Source organism: Sphingobacterium puteale (assembly GCF_050986225.1).
Taxonomy (GTDB): domain Bacteria; phylum Bacteroidota; class Bacteroidia; order Sphingobacteriales; family Sphingobacteriaceae; genus Sphingobacterium; species Sphingobacterium puteale.
In genome coordinates, this window is record NZ_CP158959.1 from 4,812,422 (window position 1) to 4,834,776 (window position 22,355).

The 22,355-nt window shown below is 39.0% G+C and carries 17 protein-coding genes and 1 tRNA gene; 14 read left to right on the forward strand and 4 right to left on the reverse strand.

Translation table 11 applies throughout. The features are described 5' to 3' along the window. Positions 1-3 precede the first annotated feature (3 nt). A complete protein-coding gene (locus ABTV71_RS20500) occupies positions 4-558 on the forward strand; it encodes a hypothetical protein (protein WP_433900865.1) in 555 nt (184 codons plus the stop codon). A gap of 100 nt (positions 559-658) precedes the next feature. Here the strand turns inward: ABTV71_RS20500 and ABTV71_RS20505 are convergent, their stop codons facing one another. Together ABTV71_RS20505 and ABTV71_RS20510 are read right to left on the reverse strand one after the other, a co-directional pair. After that, positions 659-1,993 carry an SWIM zinc finger family protein gene (locus ABTV71_RS20505; RefSeq protein WP_433900866.1) on the reverse strand — a complete coding sequence of 445 codons (1,335 nt, stop codon included), beginning with the start codon at positions 1,991-1,993 and terminating at the stop codon, positions 659-661. A gap of 4 nt (positions 1,994-1,997) precedes the next feature. Continuing rightward, positions 1,998-5,105: a DUF6493 family protein gene (locus tag ABTV71_RS20510; RefSeq protein ID WP_433900867.1), complete on the reverse strand. Its 3,108-nt coding sequence runs from the start codon at positions 5,103-5,105 to the stop codon at positions 1,998-2,000. A 219-nt stretch (positions 5,106-5,324) separates the two neighbouring features. Between ABTV71_RS20510 and ABTV71_RS20515 the strand changes: the two genes are divergently transcribed. The 7 genes from ABTV71_RS20515 to ABTV71_RS20545 all read left to right on the forward strand — a co-directional run bounded on the left by ABTV71_RS20515 (position 5,325) and on the right by ABTV71_RS20545 (position 11,927). Further along, entirely contained in the window at positions 5,325-6,203 is an 879-nt protein-coding gene (locus tag ABTV71_RS20515) for a hypothetical protein (protein ID WP_433900868.1), read from the forward strand. A gap of 414 nt (positions 6,204-6,617) precedes the next feature. Next, positions 6,618-7,472 carry a DUF695 domain-containing protein gene (locus ABTV71_RS20520; protein WP_433900869.1) on the forward strand — a complete coding sequence of 285 codons (855 nt, stop codon included), beginning with the start codon at positions 6,618-6,620 and terminating at the stop codon, positions 7,470-7,472. A gap of 34 nt (positions 7,473-7,506) precedes the next feature. Beyond that, positions 7,507-7,935 (forward strand): hypothetical protein, encoded by a 429-nt coding sequence (locus tag ABTV71_RS20525; RefSeq protein ID WP_433900870.1) that lies wholly within the window; start codon positions 7,507-7,509, stop codon positions 7,933-7,935. Between the two features lie 444 nt (positions 7,936-8,379). After that, positions 8,380-9,897: a TROVE domain-containing protein gene (locus ABTV71_RS20530; RefSeq protein ID WP_433900871.1), complete on the forward strand. Its 1,518-nt coding sequence runs from the start codon at positions 8,380-8,382 to the stop codon at positions 9,895-9,897. Between the two features lie 103 nt (positions 9,898-10,000). Then, positions 10,001-10,129, forward strand: a tRNA-OTHER gene (locus ABTV71_RS20535). Between the two features lie 311 nt (positions 10,130-10,440). Next, positions 10,441-11,109 (forward strand): hypothetical protein, encoded by a 669-nt coding sequence (locus ABTV71_RS20540; protein ID WP_433900872.1) that lies wholly within the window; start codon positions 10,441-10,443, stop codon positions 11,107-11,109. Between the two features lie 290 nt (positions 11,110-11,399). Next, positions 11,400-11,927, forward strand: coding sequence for a hypothetical protein (locus ABTV71_RS20545; RefSeq protein ID WP_433900873.1), 528 nt, complete (start codon positions 11,400-11,402; stop codon positions 11,925-11,927). Between the two features lie 69 nt (positions 11,928-11,996). Here ABTV71_RS20545 and ABTV71_RS20550 read toward each other — a convergent pair whose 3' ends face one another. Then, positions 11,997-14,348 carry a BamA/TamA family outer membrane protein gene (locus ABTV71_RS20550; protein ID WP_433900874.1) on the reverse strand — a complete coding sequence of 784 codons (2,352 nt, stop codon included), beginning with the start codon at positions 14,346-14,348 and terminating at the stop codon, positions 11,997-11,999. 8 nt (positions 14,349-14,356) lie between these two features. On the opposite strand from ABTV71_RS20550, the gene ABTV71_RS20555 reads away from it, so the two are divergent. The 6 genes from ABTV71_RS20555 (at position 14,357) to ABTV71_RS20580 (ending at position 21,611) form a co-directional block, all read left to right on the forward strand. Then, entirely contained in the window at positions 14,357-15,106 is a 750-nt protein-coding gene (locus tag ABTV71_RS20555) for a TrmH family RNA methyltransferase (protein ID WP_121122200.1), read from the forward strand. 201 nt (positions 15,107-15,307) lie between these two features. Beyond that, on the forward strand, positions 15,308-16,477 hold the full coding sequence (locus tag ABTV71_RS20560; protein WP_245971277.1) for an MFS transporter: 1,170 nt from the start codon (positions 15,308-15,310) through the stop codon (positions 16,475-16,477). A gap of 94 nt (positions 16,478-16,571) precedes the next feature. Beyond that, on the forward strand, positions 16,572-17,486 hold the full coding sequence (locus ABTV71_RS20565; RefSeq protein WP_433900875.1) for a hypothetical protein: 915 nt from the start codon (positions 16,572-16,574) through the stop codon (positions 17,484-17,486). Further along, a complete protein-coding gene (locus tag ABTV71_RS20570) occupies positions 17,483-18,160 on the forward strand; it encodes an ABC transporter ATP-binding protein (RefSeq protein WP_433900876.1) in 678 nt (225 codons plus the stop codon). Before ABTV71_RS20565 ends, ABTV71_RS20570 begins: the two co-directional genes overlap by 4 nt. A 26-nt stretch (positions 18,161-18,186) precedes the next feature. Then, complete coding sequence (locus ABTV71_RS20575; protein WP_433900877.1) at positions 18,187-18,735, forward strand: GNAT family N-acetyltransferase; 549 nt, start codon at positions 18,187-18,189, stop codon at positions 18,733-18,735. 143 nt (positions 18,736-18,878) lie between these two features. Next, positions 18,879-21,611: a DNA gyrase/topoisomerase IV subunit A gene (locus ABTV71_RS20580; protein WP_433900878.1), complete on the forward strand. Its 2,733-nt coding sequence runs from the start codon at positions 18,879-18,881 to the stop codon at positions 21,609-21,611. Positions 21,612-21,799: 188 nt separating this feature from the next. Here the strand turns inward: ABTV71_RS20580 and msrA are convergent, their stop codons facing one another. Then, positions 21,800-22,315 (reverse strand): peptide-methionine (S)-S-oxide reductase MsrA, encoded by a 516-nt coding sequence (gene msrA / locus ABTV71_RS20585; protein ID WP_077438346.1) that lies wholly within the window; start codon positions 22,313-22,315, stop codon positions 21,800-21,802. Positions 22,316-22,355: the final 40 nt, after the last annotated feature.

Sequence of the window (22,355 nt, forward strand, 5' to 3'; positions counted from 1 at the left end):
CAAATGTATACACTATACGCGCTGATTTTTTTGATATGGTTTGGCATCCCAGGCCTATTCATCTATTTAATGTACTGGATCCTAAAAAAGTCTGGCCGTAAAAAATTGGGAACTATCGTCTCGATTGTTTTAATCTTACCTTTTCTTATATTCACGCTATACTTGCTATTTGATGATCTATTATTCTCTAAATCTGATGCAAGAAAACTACTCAGCGAACAGCATATCACGCTAAACGATGATTTTAAAATTATTTCCAACCAAAGTGGCGGGTTAAGAGATTACACACACCAATTTGAACTATTTATCTCTGAAAAAGACAAACAATCTTTTATAGATCAACGTACCTGGAGTGATAAAATGGATGAAAGAATAGAAGTTCATACCTCTGCGGTAGACAGGTATGAAGGTGACACGCTACGGGCTAATTATCACGACAATGATTCCTATATTTATTCCATGTACCGTCCCAATGGCAAAGGTATCGCTCCGACATTTATCACTATCCGTGTATCAAAGAGTAAAAACACATTGACATACGAGGAGATCTTAGACTAGTTCAACACAGAACCGATCAAATCTCCTATCGCTTTGCTTTTAAATATTTGACCACTATAATATTTTGTTACTTCATACTTTACAGCAAGCAACAAACAGGTTAGTCATTCAACATCTTGACGGCTAGTATATGTTTACATAGCCCTCTTTTTCCCTGATGATTGGTAAACCAATTGCAGGTACATTGATGTTTGTCACCCTGTATAATGACGGTATGTTGTACCCCTGATCCATCAACTCTAGCTTCGATATAATCCGTTGTATTCTTAACAAATTGTACACCTGCTGTCGCAACAAGTTTTTTAGCATTTTTTAGCCTCGGGTTCAATGCCAAGATACGTTCCATCTTAAACGGCAGTCGTCTATAATAATGCTGATGGCTATGTAGATCATAACCCAGCAACCCGATGGAAGATAACGATGCTGACAAGGTATCCATCGTGTCAAAGTCGACATCGTGCTCTATGGAAAGCATTGTTGGATCAAATAACTCGTTGGATTTGAGTAGTCCGTTGACGGCATGAATCCATTCATCCGGAACGGCCTTAATCATATTTTCCAATACATTACCTTCGCCCGAAAATCCGCGATAACTATCTGGCGACAAGGCAAGAGTAAGTCTCATTTTACCAAAGTCAGCAACAAAAGCGGCACTTTCACCTCCTTTTTCCTGATAAACAAGCAACTTATCTGCGAAGGTCAGCAACCCCTCCAGTAAACGTAATCGCTGTATACCACCAATACGTACCGCATCACCTGTACTTATAGGGGAAAACACAAATCGGTTAGCTCTTTTCGTCAAATAGAATTCCCCTTTCACATTACCTTTTGGAATGCCCTGAAATAATTGGATAAGCTGAATTTTATTTAATTCAAACTGTAGCTCCATTCCCGCCAAATATAATTGAACCGAAGTCAGCCCTTTGATCCAACGCGGCGGCAAAGTCACTTTCTTTTCAGTCACTTTGGCCTTATCGGTACTAATGGCAACCTCATTGCTTCCTACTCCCAACACCATCTTTTCGGTTTTCTTGACAGCATTTAACGCATTGAGCATAGGTTCATTAAAATCCACATTGGTTGTACCACTTGTAATAAACTCACCATCAATAGCATCTTCCAATAAATCCAGGCGTGCATAAACACCATTGCAGGAAGAGAAGCCCTCAAAACGAATCTGATTGGTACCAGCTGAAACGATAGGATCCCGCAAACTCGGAGGTACGGGGCCGAAACTCGACCGCACTACTTTCGACAAGGTCAACAAACATTTGGATGTCAGTAAAGGATCCGTCAAACTACCCCAAAAGAAACAAGGTACATTGGCGACTTCTGCCAATTCCGACTGATGTGCCAATACCAATTGCTGTATGCCCGATTGTTGGGTCAGTTGTGAATTTCGTGCATAGCTAATCGCTAAATCTTGCTCTGCCATATTATTATTTTATTATTTTTTTCAAAATAGGTTGTAAACTCTTATATATTTCCAGTTTCCCAAAAACCTGCTGAAGATCATCTGGAAAATGATATTGTTCCTTGTTCATCAAATCGTAATAATATTCGATGATTTTCTTAAAATTGGTCGGCATTTTTTCAGCAATGTTATAATGCGCAAAAGCCACATCCAATAACTGCAATAAGGCATTGTTATGCTTCGAAGATATATCGCGGCATTGTTCCAGCACTTCAACACAACGACCGATCGGGCCATAACCATTGCTCAGCAGCATTCCCAATTGTTTACCTAATACAGTGGTGTCTATCCTATTTTCATTAACTGCAGCCAGAATGACTTCAACAGCCATCGCACGCACCTCTTTCTCTTTATTGAAGAGTGAAGTTGCCAGGTATAGATTGGACTGCTGATCAAAACGGAAAAAGTCGTACAGCATCTCCTGTAGGTAGGCTGCCGAAGATTTTCCCCCAATATCACTTTTACTATTCAGCCCCATCGTTAAAAACATGGAAAGACTTTCCGTATTCTGCGGCATCAAACTATGCATATAGGGGACATCCGCCCTGTACAAATAATAAGACAGTAAAGTATCGTTCCCACGGTTAAAAATATCTTTGTGATACAAAAAGGCCTCAGCTCCCTGTTTGTAAGACGGAAAATGATAGGTCAGCTTATCGCCGTTATACACCTGTTCCGATTTTCTAGTTGTGTAGTTATAACCGTTATAATAGGTTGGTTCTATTTTCAATGCCGGACGGAATGGCTGGGCAGCAAAAGGAATATTCGCTAAAGGCTCTTTGGAAAATTCTTCAAAATAGGCATCCCGATGATGCGTGCGCGCCACGGTAGCCCATACACCAATCCAATTGACCGGATCGGAATCTTTGGAAGACAATAAATTTTTAAGCCAAGATTGCTGCTGAACCTTCATCGGATCCAGCCCCAAGGCATAGCTGATCACATCCTGTACCTGCTGTTCATTTATTTGTTTTATCAGGGCTTCAATTCCTTCTAGATCTTCACGGACAGTACGGCTCAGAGCTATGGATAAATCCAATAAATTGATCTTCACTCGTGCTTCCTGATAAGCCAAAATACGCTCAACGAGAACGCTCGGTGCAATCCAAAATGGCTTATGTGTCGGCAAACTCAAAAGCGGCAGGCGGATACCATCAATCCGATAACGTTGCAATAGTTCCAATTGGCTCCCCATCAGACTGACCCATTTGGAGTAATTGTGATACCGATCCTTATCTTTATATACGACAGTGGGTTTATAATACATATTAATGAAGGTCCCTGAGAAATGATTGTACCAGGAAGATTCACGATACGCTCCTGTCAGTTGTTTAATGTAAGGTTCCAGCTGTATCTGATAGTCTGCTGGAAAAACAGCCGTTTGTTGCACCCATGCATTCATTAAGATCTCCACCTGAATGGGGTCAGAACCACCAATGACCTCCCCCACCTTGAAAAATAATTCGTTCCAGGTCTGTGGGTATTCATAAGCTTCGTTCAGGCAACGAACTTCTGTTGGCTGATAACTATATTGCGCTGAAGATTGACCATTCAGTTCTGCTAGGATTTCATCTTCAGAATATCCATCTTCTTGTAAAAGATGCTTCAGGTCAACAGCCACTGTACCCATCATTTGGGCTTTATATAACTGAAGCTTACCGGATAGTTCTTCTGAAGGCTCCGTCTGATTTTTTAAGATAAACTTCGCCGCCCTTTCCTGTAACTGCAAATCCGAGATCATAAAGATATCCGACGTTAGCGAAACAAATCGCTCCTGCCATTCCGTTTTTTGTTTCAATAGCTTATCAAATTGAATCAAAAGAGTTTTAAGACTTGTCTTAATATCAGTCCGCATAAAGATCGGTTCGGCCCAATCTAAAAATTCCTGTAACTGGAAATCACGATGCGAGAAGAATGGTTTTAGATAATCGACCACAAAATTGATCACAGCGCTATGTTCAGCATGCAATAAGGGAAAGAACTGTTGCTGATGTTCAATCACTGTATTCTCGGAAAGCTTCATCCGTTCAATAAGCTTTCTGAAATAGCTTTTTAGATTATTATTCCAATTTTTGGTTTGAGCTTCAAGCGCTCCAGTGATGATGAGTTCCGGATCAATTTTTCCGTTTTCCAACAAGGTATCAAACACCTTATCCCATAACAGTTTATTGTCCGCATTATTATAATCATAATTCCAATAGGTGCTGTGAATCCCTGTTTCGTAGGCAAATACTAGCGGAATATCCCGTTGGATCGTCAATTCATCCGTTGTCAATTGTTCAAAAAACCTTTTTGATTCATAATTAAAACCAGAGATTGAACTTGCATAAAGTTCCGGTTCAAAATCAACATATCCCATTTGCTCCAAAAGTCGGAGATTATCGTAATTGATCCGCTGCCAATCATTTTTACGAACCAACTGCAATAAATATCCGCCCAGCCAGTTGGGCTTGGCATAGGTTAGGATCTGCATGACATCCTTGCTCCTTGCCTGGTTCAAAAGTTCATAAAAAATATCCCAATTACCAGCATCCGAGCCCGAAAATGTGGCGAGCGCTAGTAATTTTACTGTACGCTGTTGCTCCTTCGTGCCTCGTGTCCCCCAGTTGTACTGTGCCTTATTTTTAAATTCAGGGTCTTTGGAGAGATCACTGTAATCAACCCAATATCGCTTGGCTGCACGAATTTCTTTTTTTAAAACTTCAAGGTTGCCACTGGAATATTCCTCCAGAAAAGGGATGATATCTACCATCCTCGCCTCTTTGATAAGCAACTTCAGTGCTGCTATCGCCTCTTCTTTTCGCTGGCTGGCAGCCGTTGGCGGTCGAACAGCTGATCCTTTTTCCTTGCTATCAGCATCTACTGTACCATCTTCAGAATAGCCTTTTTTAGTCTTCTCCGCAATTAGTTTTTCGGCATCCTTTAGACAGGCTTCCTCCGAATCGAAGGTTTTACTTTTACTTTGTCCCGTCGTTCCATTTCGACCATAGGTAACCGTATGTGTCGCACCAGCTGTTTGTATTTCCCAAAATTTATCTGATGTCCCGTCTATGTATTTTAAATGCTTAAACATTTTTTCTTAACGTATTATAAATTCTTTTCTCTGATGCTTAAATATAGGAAATTTAAACACAACAACAGCCCTTATTTTTCACTTATGAGATAATAATCCCCTTTTACATACGAGAAAATACACTTTTGAAAGAGCCTGAGATTTTATCTACCAGGATTAAATGAGTTAACATTATTTTCTTATCAAAAAAGCGTATATTAAACATCAAATCACAGTCATATGATACGTATATATATCCTATTTAGTTTTGCCCTGTTGCTTTCCAGCATTACCGTAAAAGGTGAATTTTCATCAGATAAAAACCGTTTTAGACAAGGATCAGACACACTATCGAATAATGTAAAAAATTACATTACCAAGCTGGCCATCTTAGAAGGTTTAGATAAAAGCTCTATTCAGATTGAAGTAGATCCCTGGGGAGAAGTTACCGTTTCTGATAAATGGCGTAAAAGCGTAAAATATAGCAAAAGCTACGGCGGTGATTATACAGCAAAAGATAAATATGGTGCAAAAACAATAATAAAAGAGGATTTATCGGGAAATATTATAGTAAAAGATGAGGATGGAAATGAGACCACAGTCCGGAAAAACAACAATGGTGATTTCGATGTTCCTAATCTGGACAGAAGTCCTTCTACAATCGTTAAAAACATACATGGCAACTTAGAGATGTATGACAATAAAGGCAATGTAACGACTATATCCAAAAATATTTTCGGTGGTTTAGAAATACGTGACAACAATGGAAACAGCAGTACAATATCCAAAAATGTTCTAGGCGATCTGGAAATCTCTGACAATAAAGGAAACCGTACCTTTGTATCAAAGGATGTACTTGGTAACCTTAGTATACAAAGTAGCAATGGTAAACGTACATCGGTAACGACAGATGTCCTAGGGAACAAAGCAATTGATGATAATAGAGGAAATCGTATTTCTGTAAGAAAAGATATATTTGGAAATTACGAGGCAAGTGACAATCATGGTAACAATGCTTCAATTAAAAAGGATATTTTTGGGAAAATAGTCGTTGACGACCCGAAAGGAATTTTGGAAACTGTAAAACTTCAGTTAGTTGAAGAGCTAATGAAGAAATAATTTTTTCCGCCACAACCTTTTAGTATACTGATTTTGGCATTCAGATATGGACAGAAAGTTTCTACAAAACCAATATAACGGTCAACTAAGAATTATCAGGAAGATCATTAAGTCCTGGAATTTAATCCCTGGCGCACCATTGGATGAACTTAATGCATTGGCACATAAATTACTAAAACATTTATCAGAAGGGGCCCATATAATAAAAATCAGAGAGATTATTGCGAGCGGGCTGGTGTCGAGATATGGCTTTTCCAACCATGAGATAGATACGGAATCATTTACTAATGAAATTATGGATTGGTGGTATGATTAGATTCCTATTGTTAATAAGTTGATTTTGTATATTTATGCCTTAACTTGAATTCAATAGTATTTAACTTCTGACAATACCTACAATATCCAAACTGGAAAATGAAAAATTTATTTATCTGGACGTGTGTACTCGTTTTTTTCGCTTGCAATAACTCGCAATCTCAATCCTACAAAATACCGTTAGAAGAGATCGAAGAAATGTTTTCCAAGATGGAAGCTAATGGAGTTTATACAGATAGAACATTGCTTTGGGGATATTTTTTCACTGCAGATAAAAAAGATCATTTTAATCAGATCACCAAAGAGCTCAAAAATCAGAATTTTGAACTTGTTGAAATTTTTCAGGCCGACGACAAAAGCTATTGGTTGCATCTAGAAAGAAAAGAAATCCACAATCCGAAGAGTTTATTTGAACTTGACAAAGTACTCTATAATGTAGCGAAAAAATATGAAGTCACTTATGATGGCTTTGATGTTGGAAATATAAACAAAGGCCAGCCAATACCACGAGATACATACGTTGTACCGGAAGAATTTAAGACTACCGATTACCCAAACGACAATTTCCCTTACTTATTGGTTGGTAATACTGCATTTGATAGATTTCTACATAAGCCCGAATTTTGCTACTTTGCAAAAATAACAACAGCTTGTGTCAGCAAAGACACAGCGACAATGCTACCAACAAATGAAGAACTGAATGAGTTAGATCAATTTGAACACACTATTGAAAATTACCTGAAAGAAAGTAATATCCAGTGTTATTATGTTTTCAGAGATACACACAAAGGAATCAGAAATTTTTATATTGTAACAAATGACAAAACAGGTACTACAACCGTCCTCAATAATATAAAGAATTCAAAAAAATTAAGAGAATTTGATTTTGCTATAGCAACAGACAAAAACTGGGACGTATATCATGATTTTAGAAAGAAAATCCGCGATAAATAACATTCTTGAACAATGAATCTATTCGAATAAATAAATGACAGACGACAATATAATTGACATCGTTGTTGCGGAACTCACAAAATATCCTTCAGTAAAATTCCAAAAGGGAAAGAACGACGAACTTAAAATTTATCGTAATGACGAATATGGTTTTGACATTACTCTACAAACAAATGTAAGAGAGAATACACTCCATTTTGGCTCATTTCATTGGCATTATGAAAATACCGAAGAAGAAATCGATGAAATGCTCAGTCAGCTGATTTTTGCTTTAGTAGGATTGGTCAGAATTCAAGAGTTTTCCAAAAATAGTATAGCCTATAAATGGACACTTCAGATCAAAGATTCAGATGGGAAGTGGCACGACAACGGAACGATGCAAACAATAAATCTAAAATTTTGGACCACTCCAGATATTAGTTATCTACAAAATTCAATACTACCTGAAAGTATAGTTAAATAATAATGACTACTTTTTCATCGTACTGATGTACATCAGAAAGTCGCGACTTCCTCTAACAAAGGCTGCCAGTCAAAACCAAACGGCATAGTGATCAGCTTCCCGCCTGGTGTTATATACTTGCTTGGATACCCTCTGACCTGAAAGCTTTTTTCCACCCAACCATCTGACATTAACACATTTACGGTTATTTTTATAACGTTGCTTACCCTTGACGCGAGGGAGATAAAACAGATTGAAGCAATACTACGCAATAAAGCTGCGCACTTAAATATACTAACCCCATATTTTTTTGAAATAAAAAAATATAAACCTAACAATCAATCATATACATAAAATTATTTTCTTTCTATATACTGCGTACATCTACTGCGTAGAGGTGCTTGCAATTTTGTAATGTCAGTTCAGAATAGTCTGGCAGAAATGTTTAACGATAATAAAATGAATATGAAATTCAACTTCCTTAACACTAAAAAACAGCTGGTTACGAATCATGAAAAAGCAAAGGCTTACCTCATGACACCAGAACTGGAATTGTATACTACGGTAGTCACAACTGGATTGAATGATTCATTTTATGAAAGCGGCAACAGTAGATTGAATCGAATCAAGGAACTGGTCATGACATGCGAATCGACATTTGTTGCCAAACTGGCCATCTATGCACGTACAGTGATGAACTTAAGGTCCATCCCGATAGTACTAGCTGTCGAATTAGCGAAGAAAGCCTCTGGCCAGTCGATCGTTAGTAAAGCCGTGAGCCGGGTAATATTGCGTGCTGACGAGATAACTGAACTTCTGGCCTATTACCAGATTGCAAATAACAGAAATGGAGCGAAGAAGTTAAGTAGGCTTTCTAAGCAAATCCAAAAAGGTCTTGGAGCCTCTTTTAACAGATTTGATGAATACCAGTTTGCAAAATATAACAGAGAAGCTGAAATTAAGTTAAAGGATGCATTGTTTCTTGTACACCCTAGCCCTAAGAACGATCAACAGCAGGCTATTTTTGACAGGATCGCAGCGGATAATCTTTCGACCGTCTATACTTGGGAAACGGAGCTTTCTAAATTGGGTCAGGAAAATTTTGATAACGCTTTGGCCAGATCTGATGCTTTCACCAGAAAATGGGAAGAGTTGATCGAAAGTAAAAAAATGGGTTACATGGCTTTGCTCAGAAATCTTCGTAATATACTGGAGGCTAACATATCAGCACAACATGTTTTGATGGTCTGCAATTATCTATCGAATGAGCAAGCAGTACTCAACTCTAGACAACTTCCGTTCAGGTTTCTTTCAGCTTATAGAGAGTTGAAAGTGCTAAAATCAGGTTTAACGTCAACTGTATTAACAGCATTGGAAGATGCCACGTTATGCAGTGCCAGAAATATAAAAGGCTTCGGTTTTGAGACTTCGGTTGTGATTGCCTGTGACGTTTCAGGATCTATGCAAAAGCCTATTTCGGCAAAAAGTACGGTTTTACTGTATGATGTGGGCTTAATGCTAGCAATGCTATTGCAGTCACAGTGTAAAGATGTAACAACAGGGATATTCGGTGATACATACAAGATAATCAATATGCCTAAACATCGGGTGCTGACGAACGTAATGGAATATTACAAACGAGAAGGTGAAGTGGGCTATTCAACAAATGGATACCTGGTCGTGGACGATCTAATCCGTAGAAAGAAGATCGTGGATAAGGTCATGATATTTACTGACTGTCAATTATGGGATAGTAATTATAATGGTAATTCTTTGGAAAAGTCATGGAATAATTACAAAAGTTTGGCTCCAAAGGCGAAACTCTATCTATTCGATCTGGGGGGATATGGAAAACAGCCTATAGATGTGAAGCAAAATGATGTTTACCTGTTAGCGGGCTGGTCGGATAAAGTGTTTGATATACTTTCTGGCATGGACAATGCCCTATCCGCTGTCGAACAGATCCATCAAGTTGAAATATAAGATCATCCCGCAGTATAAAATAAGCAAGTGTCGTAGAAGAGAGTTACTTCGCATTTGGGTTGCCCGTGTCACAGGTTCGAGTCCTGTCTCTATAAGTATATAGAGTAGCTCAGTTGGTAGAGCAGGAAAAACAGTCTCTTTTCGTTAGTTACCTTGCTTTATGATAAAATTGGATAAGTGCCGTAGAAAAGAGTTACTTCGGTCCAATGGCAGGTTCAAATCCTGCTTCCGATCAGTTCTAGATAGACGATATCGAAAACGTCGGAAAAAACTCTTTTCGTCAGTCGCCTTTCTGATGCTAAACAGAATGCCGTAAACGATAGTTACTTCGTCACCGTTAAGGGGAGGAATAATGAAGTTGTAAAATCAACAAGATTATCCGGTTCGAATCCGGCAATGACTAGCCCCTACTATTGTTGCTTTTTGCTTCTGTTTTTTTAAACTAGAAAATTTGTCAAGTACAATGTATTCGCTTACATTGTACTTTTAATGCTAGGCCTCTTAAAAGACTGGGCATATTAGAATCACCACAAATGAAGTTAAATGGACAAAATAGATTTTATACCGCTGATTGAACTTCCTACCATAAAGGGAGCCCAAAGCAATATAGTACCCAAGGGAACTTCCTTTACGAATACGAAAGAATGGGATCTATATCAAGAAAATGAATTAAGGAAAAACTATATTGGTATCCCCCGTCCAATCGCAATGGGAATTTATCAATATAGACTTTTTGACATTAAGATCGAGGATTTAAGAACAATAATCAAACTACATATTGGAGACATGCCCATAAAAGACTCTTGCTCACTATTTGGAGGGTATGCAATTTCCATTAATGGACAGATTGAATTGTATCCACAATGCTGTGGTCTAATGGAAGAAATCCAACAATGGAAAAAAATATTAAATGAAAATTTCGAAGATTTTTCGTTATTGGAGTGCCACCCTTCACCCCTAATCACCAAAAATCAAGAAAGGATTATCATTTTCTGCGACGATAAAGACGAACCTTTCTTTCCATATTTTTCAAAAAATAAAATCGAACTTGATTATCAAACCACAAAAAATGCTTTCATCACCTTGCTAAGTCAACTGCATTCTTTCTCCGAAAAATTGGACAATCTAGCGGCAGAATTTAAGGTAACTAATATCGCTAACATCTTGATTTGGGGACAGAATGAAAACAAAGAATCTAACGAGGAAGATTAATTTCGGCATATTGCTCATACACAAAAAAACAAAAGAACCCAAGCTTCGCTGGACGGAAAAAATTAGCCATTAGACCTGTAAAAAAAAAAGAAAGTTTTCGATTAGAATCATCGCCCCAATAATTTAAGATTTCCAAAAGAAGATTAAAATTCCTAAAATTGCATGCTCATTTCGACAAGATCTGTTTCGACATTGTCAACATGAATTTGTCCTGGCTTGTAGAACGTGATATAAGCAAATAAGTCAAATCTCTTGCTGCAAATGGACTAAAATTAAACGCTTATAATAAAATGAAAAAGATTATATTTTTTCTGCTGTTGATACCTTTTTGGGCAAATGCTCAACAACAAAATATTCAAGACTTTGTTGTGAAAGAAAATCTTTCCAAAAACGGCAAACTAGCCATTGTAGCTTTGGACTCATTAGGTAATACCAATGAGACAATCAACGGACACTACATGTTCACCATCAATGGTTTTTCGCAGGCACTTCAATTTCACGATGGTGTCGCGGTTGCCAATCAAAAAATTGAATCGTCTACCTTTGTATTCTTTAGTCATAAAAACCAAGCGAAATCTAAGGGCCGTCTCTTTTATATCTACAAGACTGACAAGGGGCTTTCCCCTTTTGCCATCAGCGGACTGATGTTTTTGATTATCCCGGCCATTGTGCTAGGAATAGCTTACATGTTTAAAAAAGTGATTATGACAGCGATCGCACTGGCTATAGTTTTCTTTGTATTCAACCATTCGCAGGGTCTAGACTTGAGTAAAATTTTTGAATCTATATTTTCAAGTCTCAAAAATCTCCTCGGTTAACAACGCGATCTGTCTGGATATCGTATCAATGGATGGGATCAAAGTAAATCATAACGAAACGATTGTACATTAAAACGGCATACCGATTCCGAAATTGTATTGGATAAAATTATACCGGTCGGGCCTGTGGCTTTCATAATATTGCTGTTTAAATTTTTTGGAGTCAAAGAAATGCTTGATTACCCATTGATCACTGCCTGAAAATTGTGGATCTTTAACTTTTAGACCAGCATCCAGACGGATGACAAAATAGTCAGAGTCAAAACGTAAACCAAATCCTGTACCGATCGCTACTTGCCCCAGGAATTTATTGAATTTAAATTCACCGCCTGGATTTAGTTCCTCATCTTTTTTCAGGCGCCAGACATTCCCCATATCCACAAATGTCGCCCCATTCATCTTAGCTCCAAGAAAATTATTCAGGAGACGAAAGCGATATTCTGCATTTGCTTCCAATTTGATTTCCCCCAGTTGATCGAGATTACGCAAATTGAGCCGGAGATCTTCACTCAGATTTTGTCTATTGTAGGCTCCTGGACCGAGCGTCCGGGCTTGCCATGCCCGTATGCCATTCATTCCACCGCTATAAAAACTCTTTTCAAAGATCAATAACTTCGAATTGTTTCCATACGGAATAGCAATTCCGGGATTAAATCGGAATACAAACTGTCTATTTCCACCAAAATTTCGATACAGGCGATAATCAAATTCAGTTTTTGCATATTGTAAAAAAGGTACCCCAAAGATCTTCTTTTCACCATCAGCATTGGCGGGTAGCTTCGCTAAGCTACTGATGAGATCCAGCACATTCCCGCTGACATCCACTGTTCCACGGAAATATTGAAAGTCTTCCTTACTGGTCAATTTCTTGCCATTCAGAATAAAAGTATATTGTGTCCCTAGCCCGAAATATTGACGATCATTGCTTCGTACATACAGTTGGTATCCTTCCTGTTCCAGATTTTTTCTAAAATTCGAATCCAATCTTCCGTCCCGATATTCCAATACGATCGGAGTAAAACTATGATACTTATTCTCCGTTTCATACCAAGAGTAATTCAACGAAGTCGTAAAGTAACGGTTAGAGTAAGTCCGATCCTGATCGAATAACTGTAGAGTCATGGAATAGGTCGTCTTGGGCAAACCAAATTTCCCACCCGGATTAATATGAAAAGGTACCATGAGCCGTGGGATCACCAAATTTACACCCGCCTGAAAATCATTGTTGAAGATTTTACTGGAAAGCCCGCCCGACAGACGCGGATCAAACAGCACCCCGTAGCGCAACTTGACCTCCAACTGCTCTGAACCACCAAAAATATTACGCTGCGAAAATGTATTTCCAATGTTAAAACCACTCATACCCGAACTAAAGGTATATTCTCCTTCAATCTGATTTCCCATACGTGGTCTCGGTACAAAATCATAGTGAACATTGAGTTTATTAGAATCCTTTTTTACAAACTGTACTTTCACAGACCGAAAACCATTCATTTCATAAAGCCGATCATAAGATTTGTTTTCTTCTGCCAGCGAATAATAATGACCAGACCGCAGATACATATACCGCTCCAAAGGCTTCCAGCGAAAGCTATTGGTCTCATCTATAAAAAGAAGCTTCTTCGTTGAATCTGTTATACGACGTGGCGGTTTTTTTGATATAGCCCCATAATTCCTAATAGTCATATATACACTATCAATTTGATACTTTTTATGTATCGTTGAATCGCTAGGGTTTTCAACATTTATTTTTAGATCAATTGCGTTACCTTTCAGCGTAGAGTCGATACCGACACGCATATATTGCCGCAAGTAATCATAATAACCATTGTTGCGCATAACAAGATATAGCTTTTCCCGTTCATCGAGCAGTTTTGCAGCATCATATTGCGTGTTGGGTGTAACTTTGGTTTTGGGGAGAACATCCCGATCAAAAAGCCATTTTACCTCATCATCATCAAATTTACGGTCAATATTCCTGATCTGATATGCATTTCCTTCATCGACCTTGAAGTCGATATGTGCTCGCTTCTTGTCAACTGAAATCTCAGGATTAACTTTAGCATTGAAATATCCTTTGGTAAATAGAAAACGTCTAATCTGGTTAGCAGATAAATCAACCATTGCCGAGTCCAACAAATGAGGTGGCTCACCAACATTTCGAATCTTCTTGGTCTTATAACGTCCTTTTTTAGTATTGAAAGTATTGTAAATAAATAGATTTACCCTCGAATTAGGTCTGATCTGATTGGATACATAGGTTTCGGAAGACTCTTTCAATGCTGGTGAAACACCAGAAATCTGTACTTTTGTAACCAAAGCCTGGTCGTCATCTATATATTTTGAAGATCGGCAAGATGCAAAAAATAGTGTCAAAAGCATTATACTTGCAAATCCGATAAAACGAGGGTACTTAATCATCAATAAAAATGTTGTCAAAAGCGCAAATCAGTCTAATAACGTCTCTACAAAATAAAAAGTATAGAAAACAACATGGCTTATTCATCGTTGAGGGCATAAAATCCGTCAGGGAATTTATCTCATCAAATTACCAGGTCGAATCCATTTTCTATACAGACGACGCAAACACAAAAGTGGGTAAAATCTCGCATAATATAAAATCCCATGAAGTGACCGAGGCTGAATTTCAAAAGATTAGTACATTAAAATCTCCTCAGGGAGTCCTTGCCTTAGTCAAGCTCCCCAAACAACAACAGATCGAATTAAATGATCTCAAAAACTGTTACAATATTGTATTGGATGATGTGCAAGATCCTGGCAATCTAGGAACCATCATCCGTACTGCAGAATGGTTTGGAATCAAGCATATCATTTGTTCCATAGGTACCGTGGACGCCTATAACCCAAAAGTTGTACAGGCGACTATGGGCTCACTGGCCAGAATACAGGTTCATTACCTGGATTTAAACAAATTTATTTCTGACACAAATTTACCTGTGTACGGCGCATTGCTTGATGGCCAGTCTATTTATCAAACACAATGGGATTCAGAAGGATTAATTGTCATGGGTAATGAAGGCAATGGTATCAGCGAAGAAATAATAGCATTAATAGATCAGGCGGTGACCATACCTCGTATCGGCCAAGCGGAATCATTGAATGTCGCTGTAGCAACAACGATATTCTGCAGTGAGATTGCACGGCGGCAGCTGATCTAAAGCGATATTTAACCGTACATGATATCCGTTGATCCACTCAATGTGATGTCATGGTTGGAAGATTTCTCCAAAATTTCAGCCAAAAGAAAAAGTTTAATCGTTCCAAAAGCTGTACATTTGACCTATTCTTCGAAAAGCACAGTTATCTTTCGTGATAAATGCCAGCTGGGAGACTTATTCACGCACGACAATTGTTTTAAAATGCAATCTGAACAGAAATCCATCTACACGCTTCAATTTATTTTACTTTGCCTGAGCTCACTCCTATTCTCGTCTAGTTTCAATATGATTATTCCCGAGCTACCTAATTACCTGAGTAGCCTGGGCGGGGCTGAATATAAGGGTCTGATCATAGCACTATTTACATTGACGGCCGGAATTTCACGACCTTTCAGTGGTAAACTGACCGATCGTTGGGGCCGTGTACCAGTTATGGCCATCGGATCCATTGTCTGTTTTATCTGCGGGTTTCTCTATCCGATTTTAACTTCTGTGGCGGGTTTTTTATTTCTGCGGTTGATCCATGGTTTCTCTACCGGTTTTAAACCTACCTCCACCTCGGCGTATGTCGCAGATCTTGTTCCTCAGAAAAGATGGGGAGAAGCCCTGGGGATGCATGGCCTTGCATTCAGTGTTGGAACGGCAGTAGGGCCAGCAATAGGGAGCGCAATTTTTGATGCTTTTGGAATTAATGTCATGTTCTACTCCTCGTCTTTCATGGCATTGTTATCAATCCTCATCGTCATCAATATGAAGGAAACCCTAGTTAAAAAGGAGAAATTTAACCTTTCCATGCTCAAAATAAACCGAAAAGACATTATTGAATGGCGCGCACTCCCTGCTGGAATAATTACCTTTCTTTCGTATACGGCATACGGTGTGATCCTGACCCTTATACCGGATTGGAGTGAACATCTTGGATTAAAAAATAAAGGCCTTTTCTTTCTGGCATTTACGATTGCATCCGTCATGATACGTTTTGTTTCGGGAAAGGTTTCCGATCGCTATGGGAGGCCGAAGGTTATTATTACAGGCTTAGTGATCATTGCGATTGCTTTGGTGGTCATTGGCTTTGAGGATAGCTTTATCGGTATGATGATCGGGGCGAGCATTTATGGTATCGGCACCGGTATATTATCTCCCGCGGTCAATGCATGGACCATTGACCTGAGTATTCCTGAACATCGCGGCAAAGCGGTCGCGACCATGTATATTTCGCTCGAAGCGGGAATTGGCCTTGGAGCCCTCCTCGCCGGACTATACTATGCCGATGTCATCCTTCGCATTCCGCAAATTATGTATGCCAATGCCGTTGTCCTAGTGATTGCTTTACTCTATATGCTAAATTGGCAAAGAAAATCTCAGCTTTAGCTATTCGATTGGAATCGTTAAATTTAAGTATGCCAACGGCGGACAAACAAGTTCACGAGCATCACTTGTATGACTATTTATAAACAGATGGCAAATGATAAACAATTATTTAAAGCTTCAATATAAGTTATTGACCCGCCATTTTACGGCGACAGGATTACCTTTAGTGATTGCGCCAATTTTGCTTTTGGGAGCATGTTATCTTGTTTACTATCTTTTATTGCAGTATCCCGTCTTTGGAAGTTATGCCATACTCCTGGGCAATTTTCAGTTACTCTTTCTCCTGACCGAAAAAAACAGAAACGATTTTCTAAAAAACACGTTTAACAAAAAGGACTTTTACACCATTAGACTACTGGAAAATGTTCTAGTGACCTTACCTTCTATTGCTCTATTGCTATCTCAAAGTCTTTGGCTCTATGCGTTCATCTTAGGCCTGTTAGCGGTTGTATTTGCCTTTTTGACTTTTAAAGCTTTTGGTAAATCCATCCCTACTCCCTTCGCAAAGAAACCCTTTGAATTTATTATCGGATTCCGAAGGAGTTACCTGCTGATTATCGTTTTGTATCTACTGGCAGCAATTGGTTTTTATGTCACGAATTCCAACCTTGTTCTATTTTGTGTAAGCGGTATAGCCCTGACTTGTATACTCTATTATCAGTTGCCTGAACCTGTCTTTTATCTATGGAACAGTAGAGAAACACCTGCTGGATTTCTACTGCGTAAATTTAGACGTGGACTGCTGCAATGTCTTTTGTTTGTCCTGCCACTCCTACTGACATATGCCTTTATTTATTCATCAGAATGGTTTAATGCATTAATTGTTTTGGGTGGAATATTATTCCTGATCCCTTTTGCCATTACCTTAAAATATGTCGCTTATCCGAGAGAGATCAATTTTCCTGAGGTCTCTGTGCTGATATTGTGTTTTAGTTTCTATCCCCTGATAGTAGCCTTATCGCCCTTTTATTACCTTAAGGCCCTCAAAAATCTAAAAAACTATTTATGATCGAGCTTATTCATATCAGTAAATCCTTTGGTCAGCATCAGGTCTTGCATGAGGTGACTTTTACTTTTGAGGACGGAAAAGTCTACGGTATCGTAGGCGAAAACGGTGCTGGAAAAACAACCTTATTTCGCTGTATAGCGGGGCTGGAAACAGCTTCGGGAAAAATCAGCTCGAACCTACAGCCACTTAAGAACCATTTAGGCTACCTGACATCAGATCCGTATTTCTTATCGAAACTCACAGGCGAAGAATATATCTATCTCCTTACCGATGCCCGAGGAAAAAGTATTCAGCATCTAAGCGAAAGAAATATCTTCGAATTACCATTAAAAGAGTATGCGAACTCCTATTCTACAGGCATGAAAAAGAAACTGGCACTGACAGCGACCCTGCTCCAGGACAACAGTTTCTACATTCTGGATGAACCTTTTAACGGGATAGATCTACAAAGCAGTATTATCCTGACTGAAATTATTCTACGACTTAAAGCAATGGGCAAAACCATCCTGATCTCATCGCATATATTTTCGACATTAAAGGATACCTGTGACGAGATATTGGTTTTGGAAGAAGGTCGGATCAGCAAGACTGTCAAAAAAGAACAGTTCGGTGATTTTGAAGAAGAAATGAAAGAGAAAATATTGAAAAAAGATATCGATAAACTGTGGCTTTAAAACCCGTTAAAATTTAAGATAACTAGATGGAAAAATATCTACCAACATTAGAAACCAAACGACTAATCATCCGCCCGATAAGCATGGACGATAAGGACTATTTTTTTGCCACGGATTCGCAGGCTGAGGTACATACCTTCCTCAATAAAGAGCCTGTTCAATCCATCGAAGAAATGGAAAAAGTGATCGCTTTCATTCAGCAACAATATGAAAAATACGGTATTGGCCGGTTGGGAGTTATTGAAAAATCAAGCAACCAATGGATCGGCTGGACGGGTTTTAAATATATTGATGAACTGGAAAACGGACGTATCGATTTTTTGGACCTAGGTTATCGTTTCAGGGTAGAATCCTGGGGTAAAGGATATGCCACTGAGGCAGCATTGGCCTGTATGCAGTATTATCGGGAACACCTGACTCATTTCGAACTCCATGCCATCACCCATACCAAAAACGAAGGATCAAGAAATGTATTGGAAAAAGTGGGATTTCAGATCACAGAGGAATTTTATTTCGACCGTTGGGATATCCATTGTTATTGGTACGATCTGGTCGAGCAATCGGTACAAAGCTAATTATATTAGCTTAAAAAGCTAATTTTTTTAACTTTTTATACTTTCACTGGGATAAAACAAAATGGTTTTGTATTTTTACACGTTCGAATAAAATAAAATTTCGAACATTTCTGTATTGTACAATTTAATCTATTGCTGAGTAAATGAGTGACGAAACAAACTTCCCAACGGAAGATAACCAAGAAGAATTAGGATCAGGAAAAACAGAAGGCGGAAGTCAGACAATACCTTTATCTGGACTGTACGAGAACTGGTTTTTGGATTATGCATCCTATGTGATCTTGGATAGAGCTGTACCCCATATAAATGACGGCTTGAAGCCGGTACAACGCCGTATTCTCCATTCCTTAAAAGAAATGGATGATGGACGATATAATAAAGCTGCCAATGTAATTGGTAATACCATGAAATATCACCCGCATGGAGATGCTTCCATCGGTGATGCGATGGTACAATTAGGACAAAAGGATCTGCTGATCGATTGCCAAGGAAACTGGGGCTTCCCGATTACAGGTGATTCGGCTGCAGCGCCACGTTATATTGAGGGTCGGCTTTCTAAATTTGCGAATGAAGTTGTCTTCAATCCCGAAACGACCGAATGGCAACTAAGCTACGACGGACGTAACCGCGAGCCAGTCACGTTACCTGTTAAATTCCCCTTGCTTCTGGCACAGGGAGCCGAAGGTATTGCCGTAGGTTTAGCGACCAAAATTATGCCGCACAACTTTATTGAACTTATCGATGGTTCAATTCAGGCGCTGAATGGCGAACGCCCGAATATTCTTCCCGATTTTCCCACAGGTGGTATGGCCGATGTGTCCAACTACAACGAAGGTCAACGTGGCGGAAAGATCCGTGTACGCGCTAAAATCGAAGAACGGGATAAAAAGACTTTGGCAATCACCGAGATTCCTTTTGGTACGACCACTGGCGGGCTTATCGAGAGCGTCGTAACAGCGAATGAAAAAGGTAAAATCAAAATCAAGAAAATCGAAGACAACACGGCTGGAAATGTTGAAATCATCGTGCATTTAGCACCGGGAATCTCTCCCGATGTTACGATCGATGCGCTTTATGCATTCACAGCCTGCGAGGTTTCGATTTCGCCCAATACCTGTGTCATCAAAGATGAAAAACCTCATTTTATGAGTGTCAATGACATCTTGATTGAAAACACCAAAAACACCAAAAACCTATTGAAGCGGGAACTGGAGATCCGTTTAAATGATCTTCAGGAAAAAATCTTCTTCAATAGTTTATTGAAAATATTCATCCAGGAAGGGATGTATAAACATGCCGATTATGAAAATGCCGGTGACTTTGACACCGTCGTACAGGTTTTAAATCGCTTGTTTGAACCATTCTTTGAACAGTTTTATCGCGAAATTCTTCCTGAGGATTATAAGAAATTGATCGATAAACCGATGAGCAGCATTACGCGTTTCGATGTTAAAAAATCGGACGAAACGATGAAGACCCTCGAAAATGAGATCAAAGAAGTTAAGCGGAACCTACGTCAACTGACGGAATATGCCATTGCATGGTATGAAAAACTACGTGAAAAATATAGTAAAGATCGCGAGCGTAAGACCGAGTTACGCATCTTTGATAAGGTGGAAGCTACACAGGTCGCGCTAGCTAATACCAAACTATATGTCAACCGTGAAGAAGGATTCATCGGTTCAGGAATGAAGAAAGATGTGTTCGTCTGCGATTGCTCGGATATCGACGATATCATCGTCTTTCGCGAAGACGGCAAATATGTCGTCAGTAAGATTCAGGATAAGGTATTCGTCGGAAAAGGAATTATCCATGTAGCGGTCTTTAAAAAAGGTGACGAACGAACCATATACAATGTCATTTATAAAGAAGGTGAAACCGGCACAAGTTATATCAAACGTTTCTCTGTAGTGGGCGTGACCCGTGATAAGGAATACGATGTATCAAAAGGATCGAAAGGATCAAAAGTCCTATACTTCACCGCTAATCCAAATGGCGAGGCCGAAGTGGTCAATATACAGCTTAAACCACACACGAAATTACGCAAATTGAATTTCGACATGGATTTCGCTGAGATTGCCATCAAAGGTCGTGCATCTCAGGGCAATATTGTTTCCAAATACCCTGTCAAGAAAATAACCTTTAAAAGCTCAGGTATTTCAACACTCGCAGGACGAAAAATTTGGTATGACAGCATCATGAAACGTCTCAACGCCGATGAACGTGGTCAGTATCTAGGAGAATTTGATGGTGATGATAAAATATTGGTGGTACTTTCTGATGGTAGTTACGAGCTATCGAACTTCGACCTGAGCAACCACTTTGATGAAAAAATGATCCGTATTGAGAAATTCTATCCTGAACACATTTATACCGTTGTGCATCAAGATGGCAAAAGCGGAACTTATTTCGTCAAACGCTTTAAATTTGATGACCAACCTATCGGTAAACGTATTTCGTTTATCAATGAGGAACCTGGTTCAAAGCTAATACTTATGAGCAATGCCGCTGAGCCTACCGTCAGATTAGATATATTAAAAGGCAAATCCCAAACAGAGGAAACACTGGAGCAACCATTGACTGAGATCATTGATATCAAAGGTATAAAGGCACAGGGCAACCGCCTATCTTTCCATACCGTAAAATCTGTCACTTTGATCACTGCGGATGAGGATCTAAGTGAAAAAGGAAAGGAAAAAGCCGAAGTCGCTTCTGTGGATGGAGAGGCCAAATCGGATGAAACAAAGTCTGAGACATCAACGACCCAAGCCTCCACGGATGCATCCGACAATAAAAAAGAAGATGATATCAAGTTAGAGATCACCAATCCTGACGACATCCAAATTGATGACAATGGACAAATGGAAATGTTTTAATAAGCTTTCTCCATAAGTAATTCCTATAAGAAAGGCTCGAATATGATATTCGAGCCTTTTTATATTATTGTAGATCGCAGGTCGTTCTCAAAAAGGTAATCAAGACCTTGTTTCAATCCTCCGGCCCTCTGTTAAATACACAGCATCAATTCGCTGCGCGCAGGCACCAAGTTCTTGCAATAAAGCTTTTAAGCTTTAAATTCTTTCAAGAATTTTTGAAGTTTCGGTGCAATGACCACCGAACAGAACGGATTCTCAGGATGATCATTGAAATAATTATGATGATAGTCTTCAGCCAGCCAAAACGTTGACGCCGGTTCTACGGCTGTAACAATCGGATCCTCGTAGACAGCTTCATTTTCCAATTCATCAATAAAGTTTTTGGCCAAAATCTCCTGTTCTTCATTGTGAAAAAATACCACAGACCGATATTGTGTGCCCACATCATTCCCTTGACGGTTCAATGTTGTCGGATTATGTGTCTTGAAGAAAATTTTCAACAGGTCCTCATAATTGACCAATTCATCGTCATACTCCAACTCCACCACTTCCACGTGATCGGTTGTACCAGTACAGACCTGCTCATAAGTAGGATGATCTACATGACCACCCATATATCCTGGCAATACGGATGTCACTCCCTCGGTATTCTGGAAAATTACCTCCGTGCACCAAAAACATCCACCTCCAAATGTTGCTTTCATATTTTTATTGTATTTAGTATTGCGTATTGAGTAGCTAGTA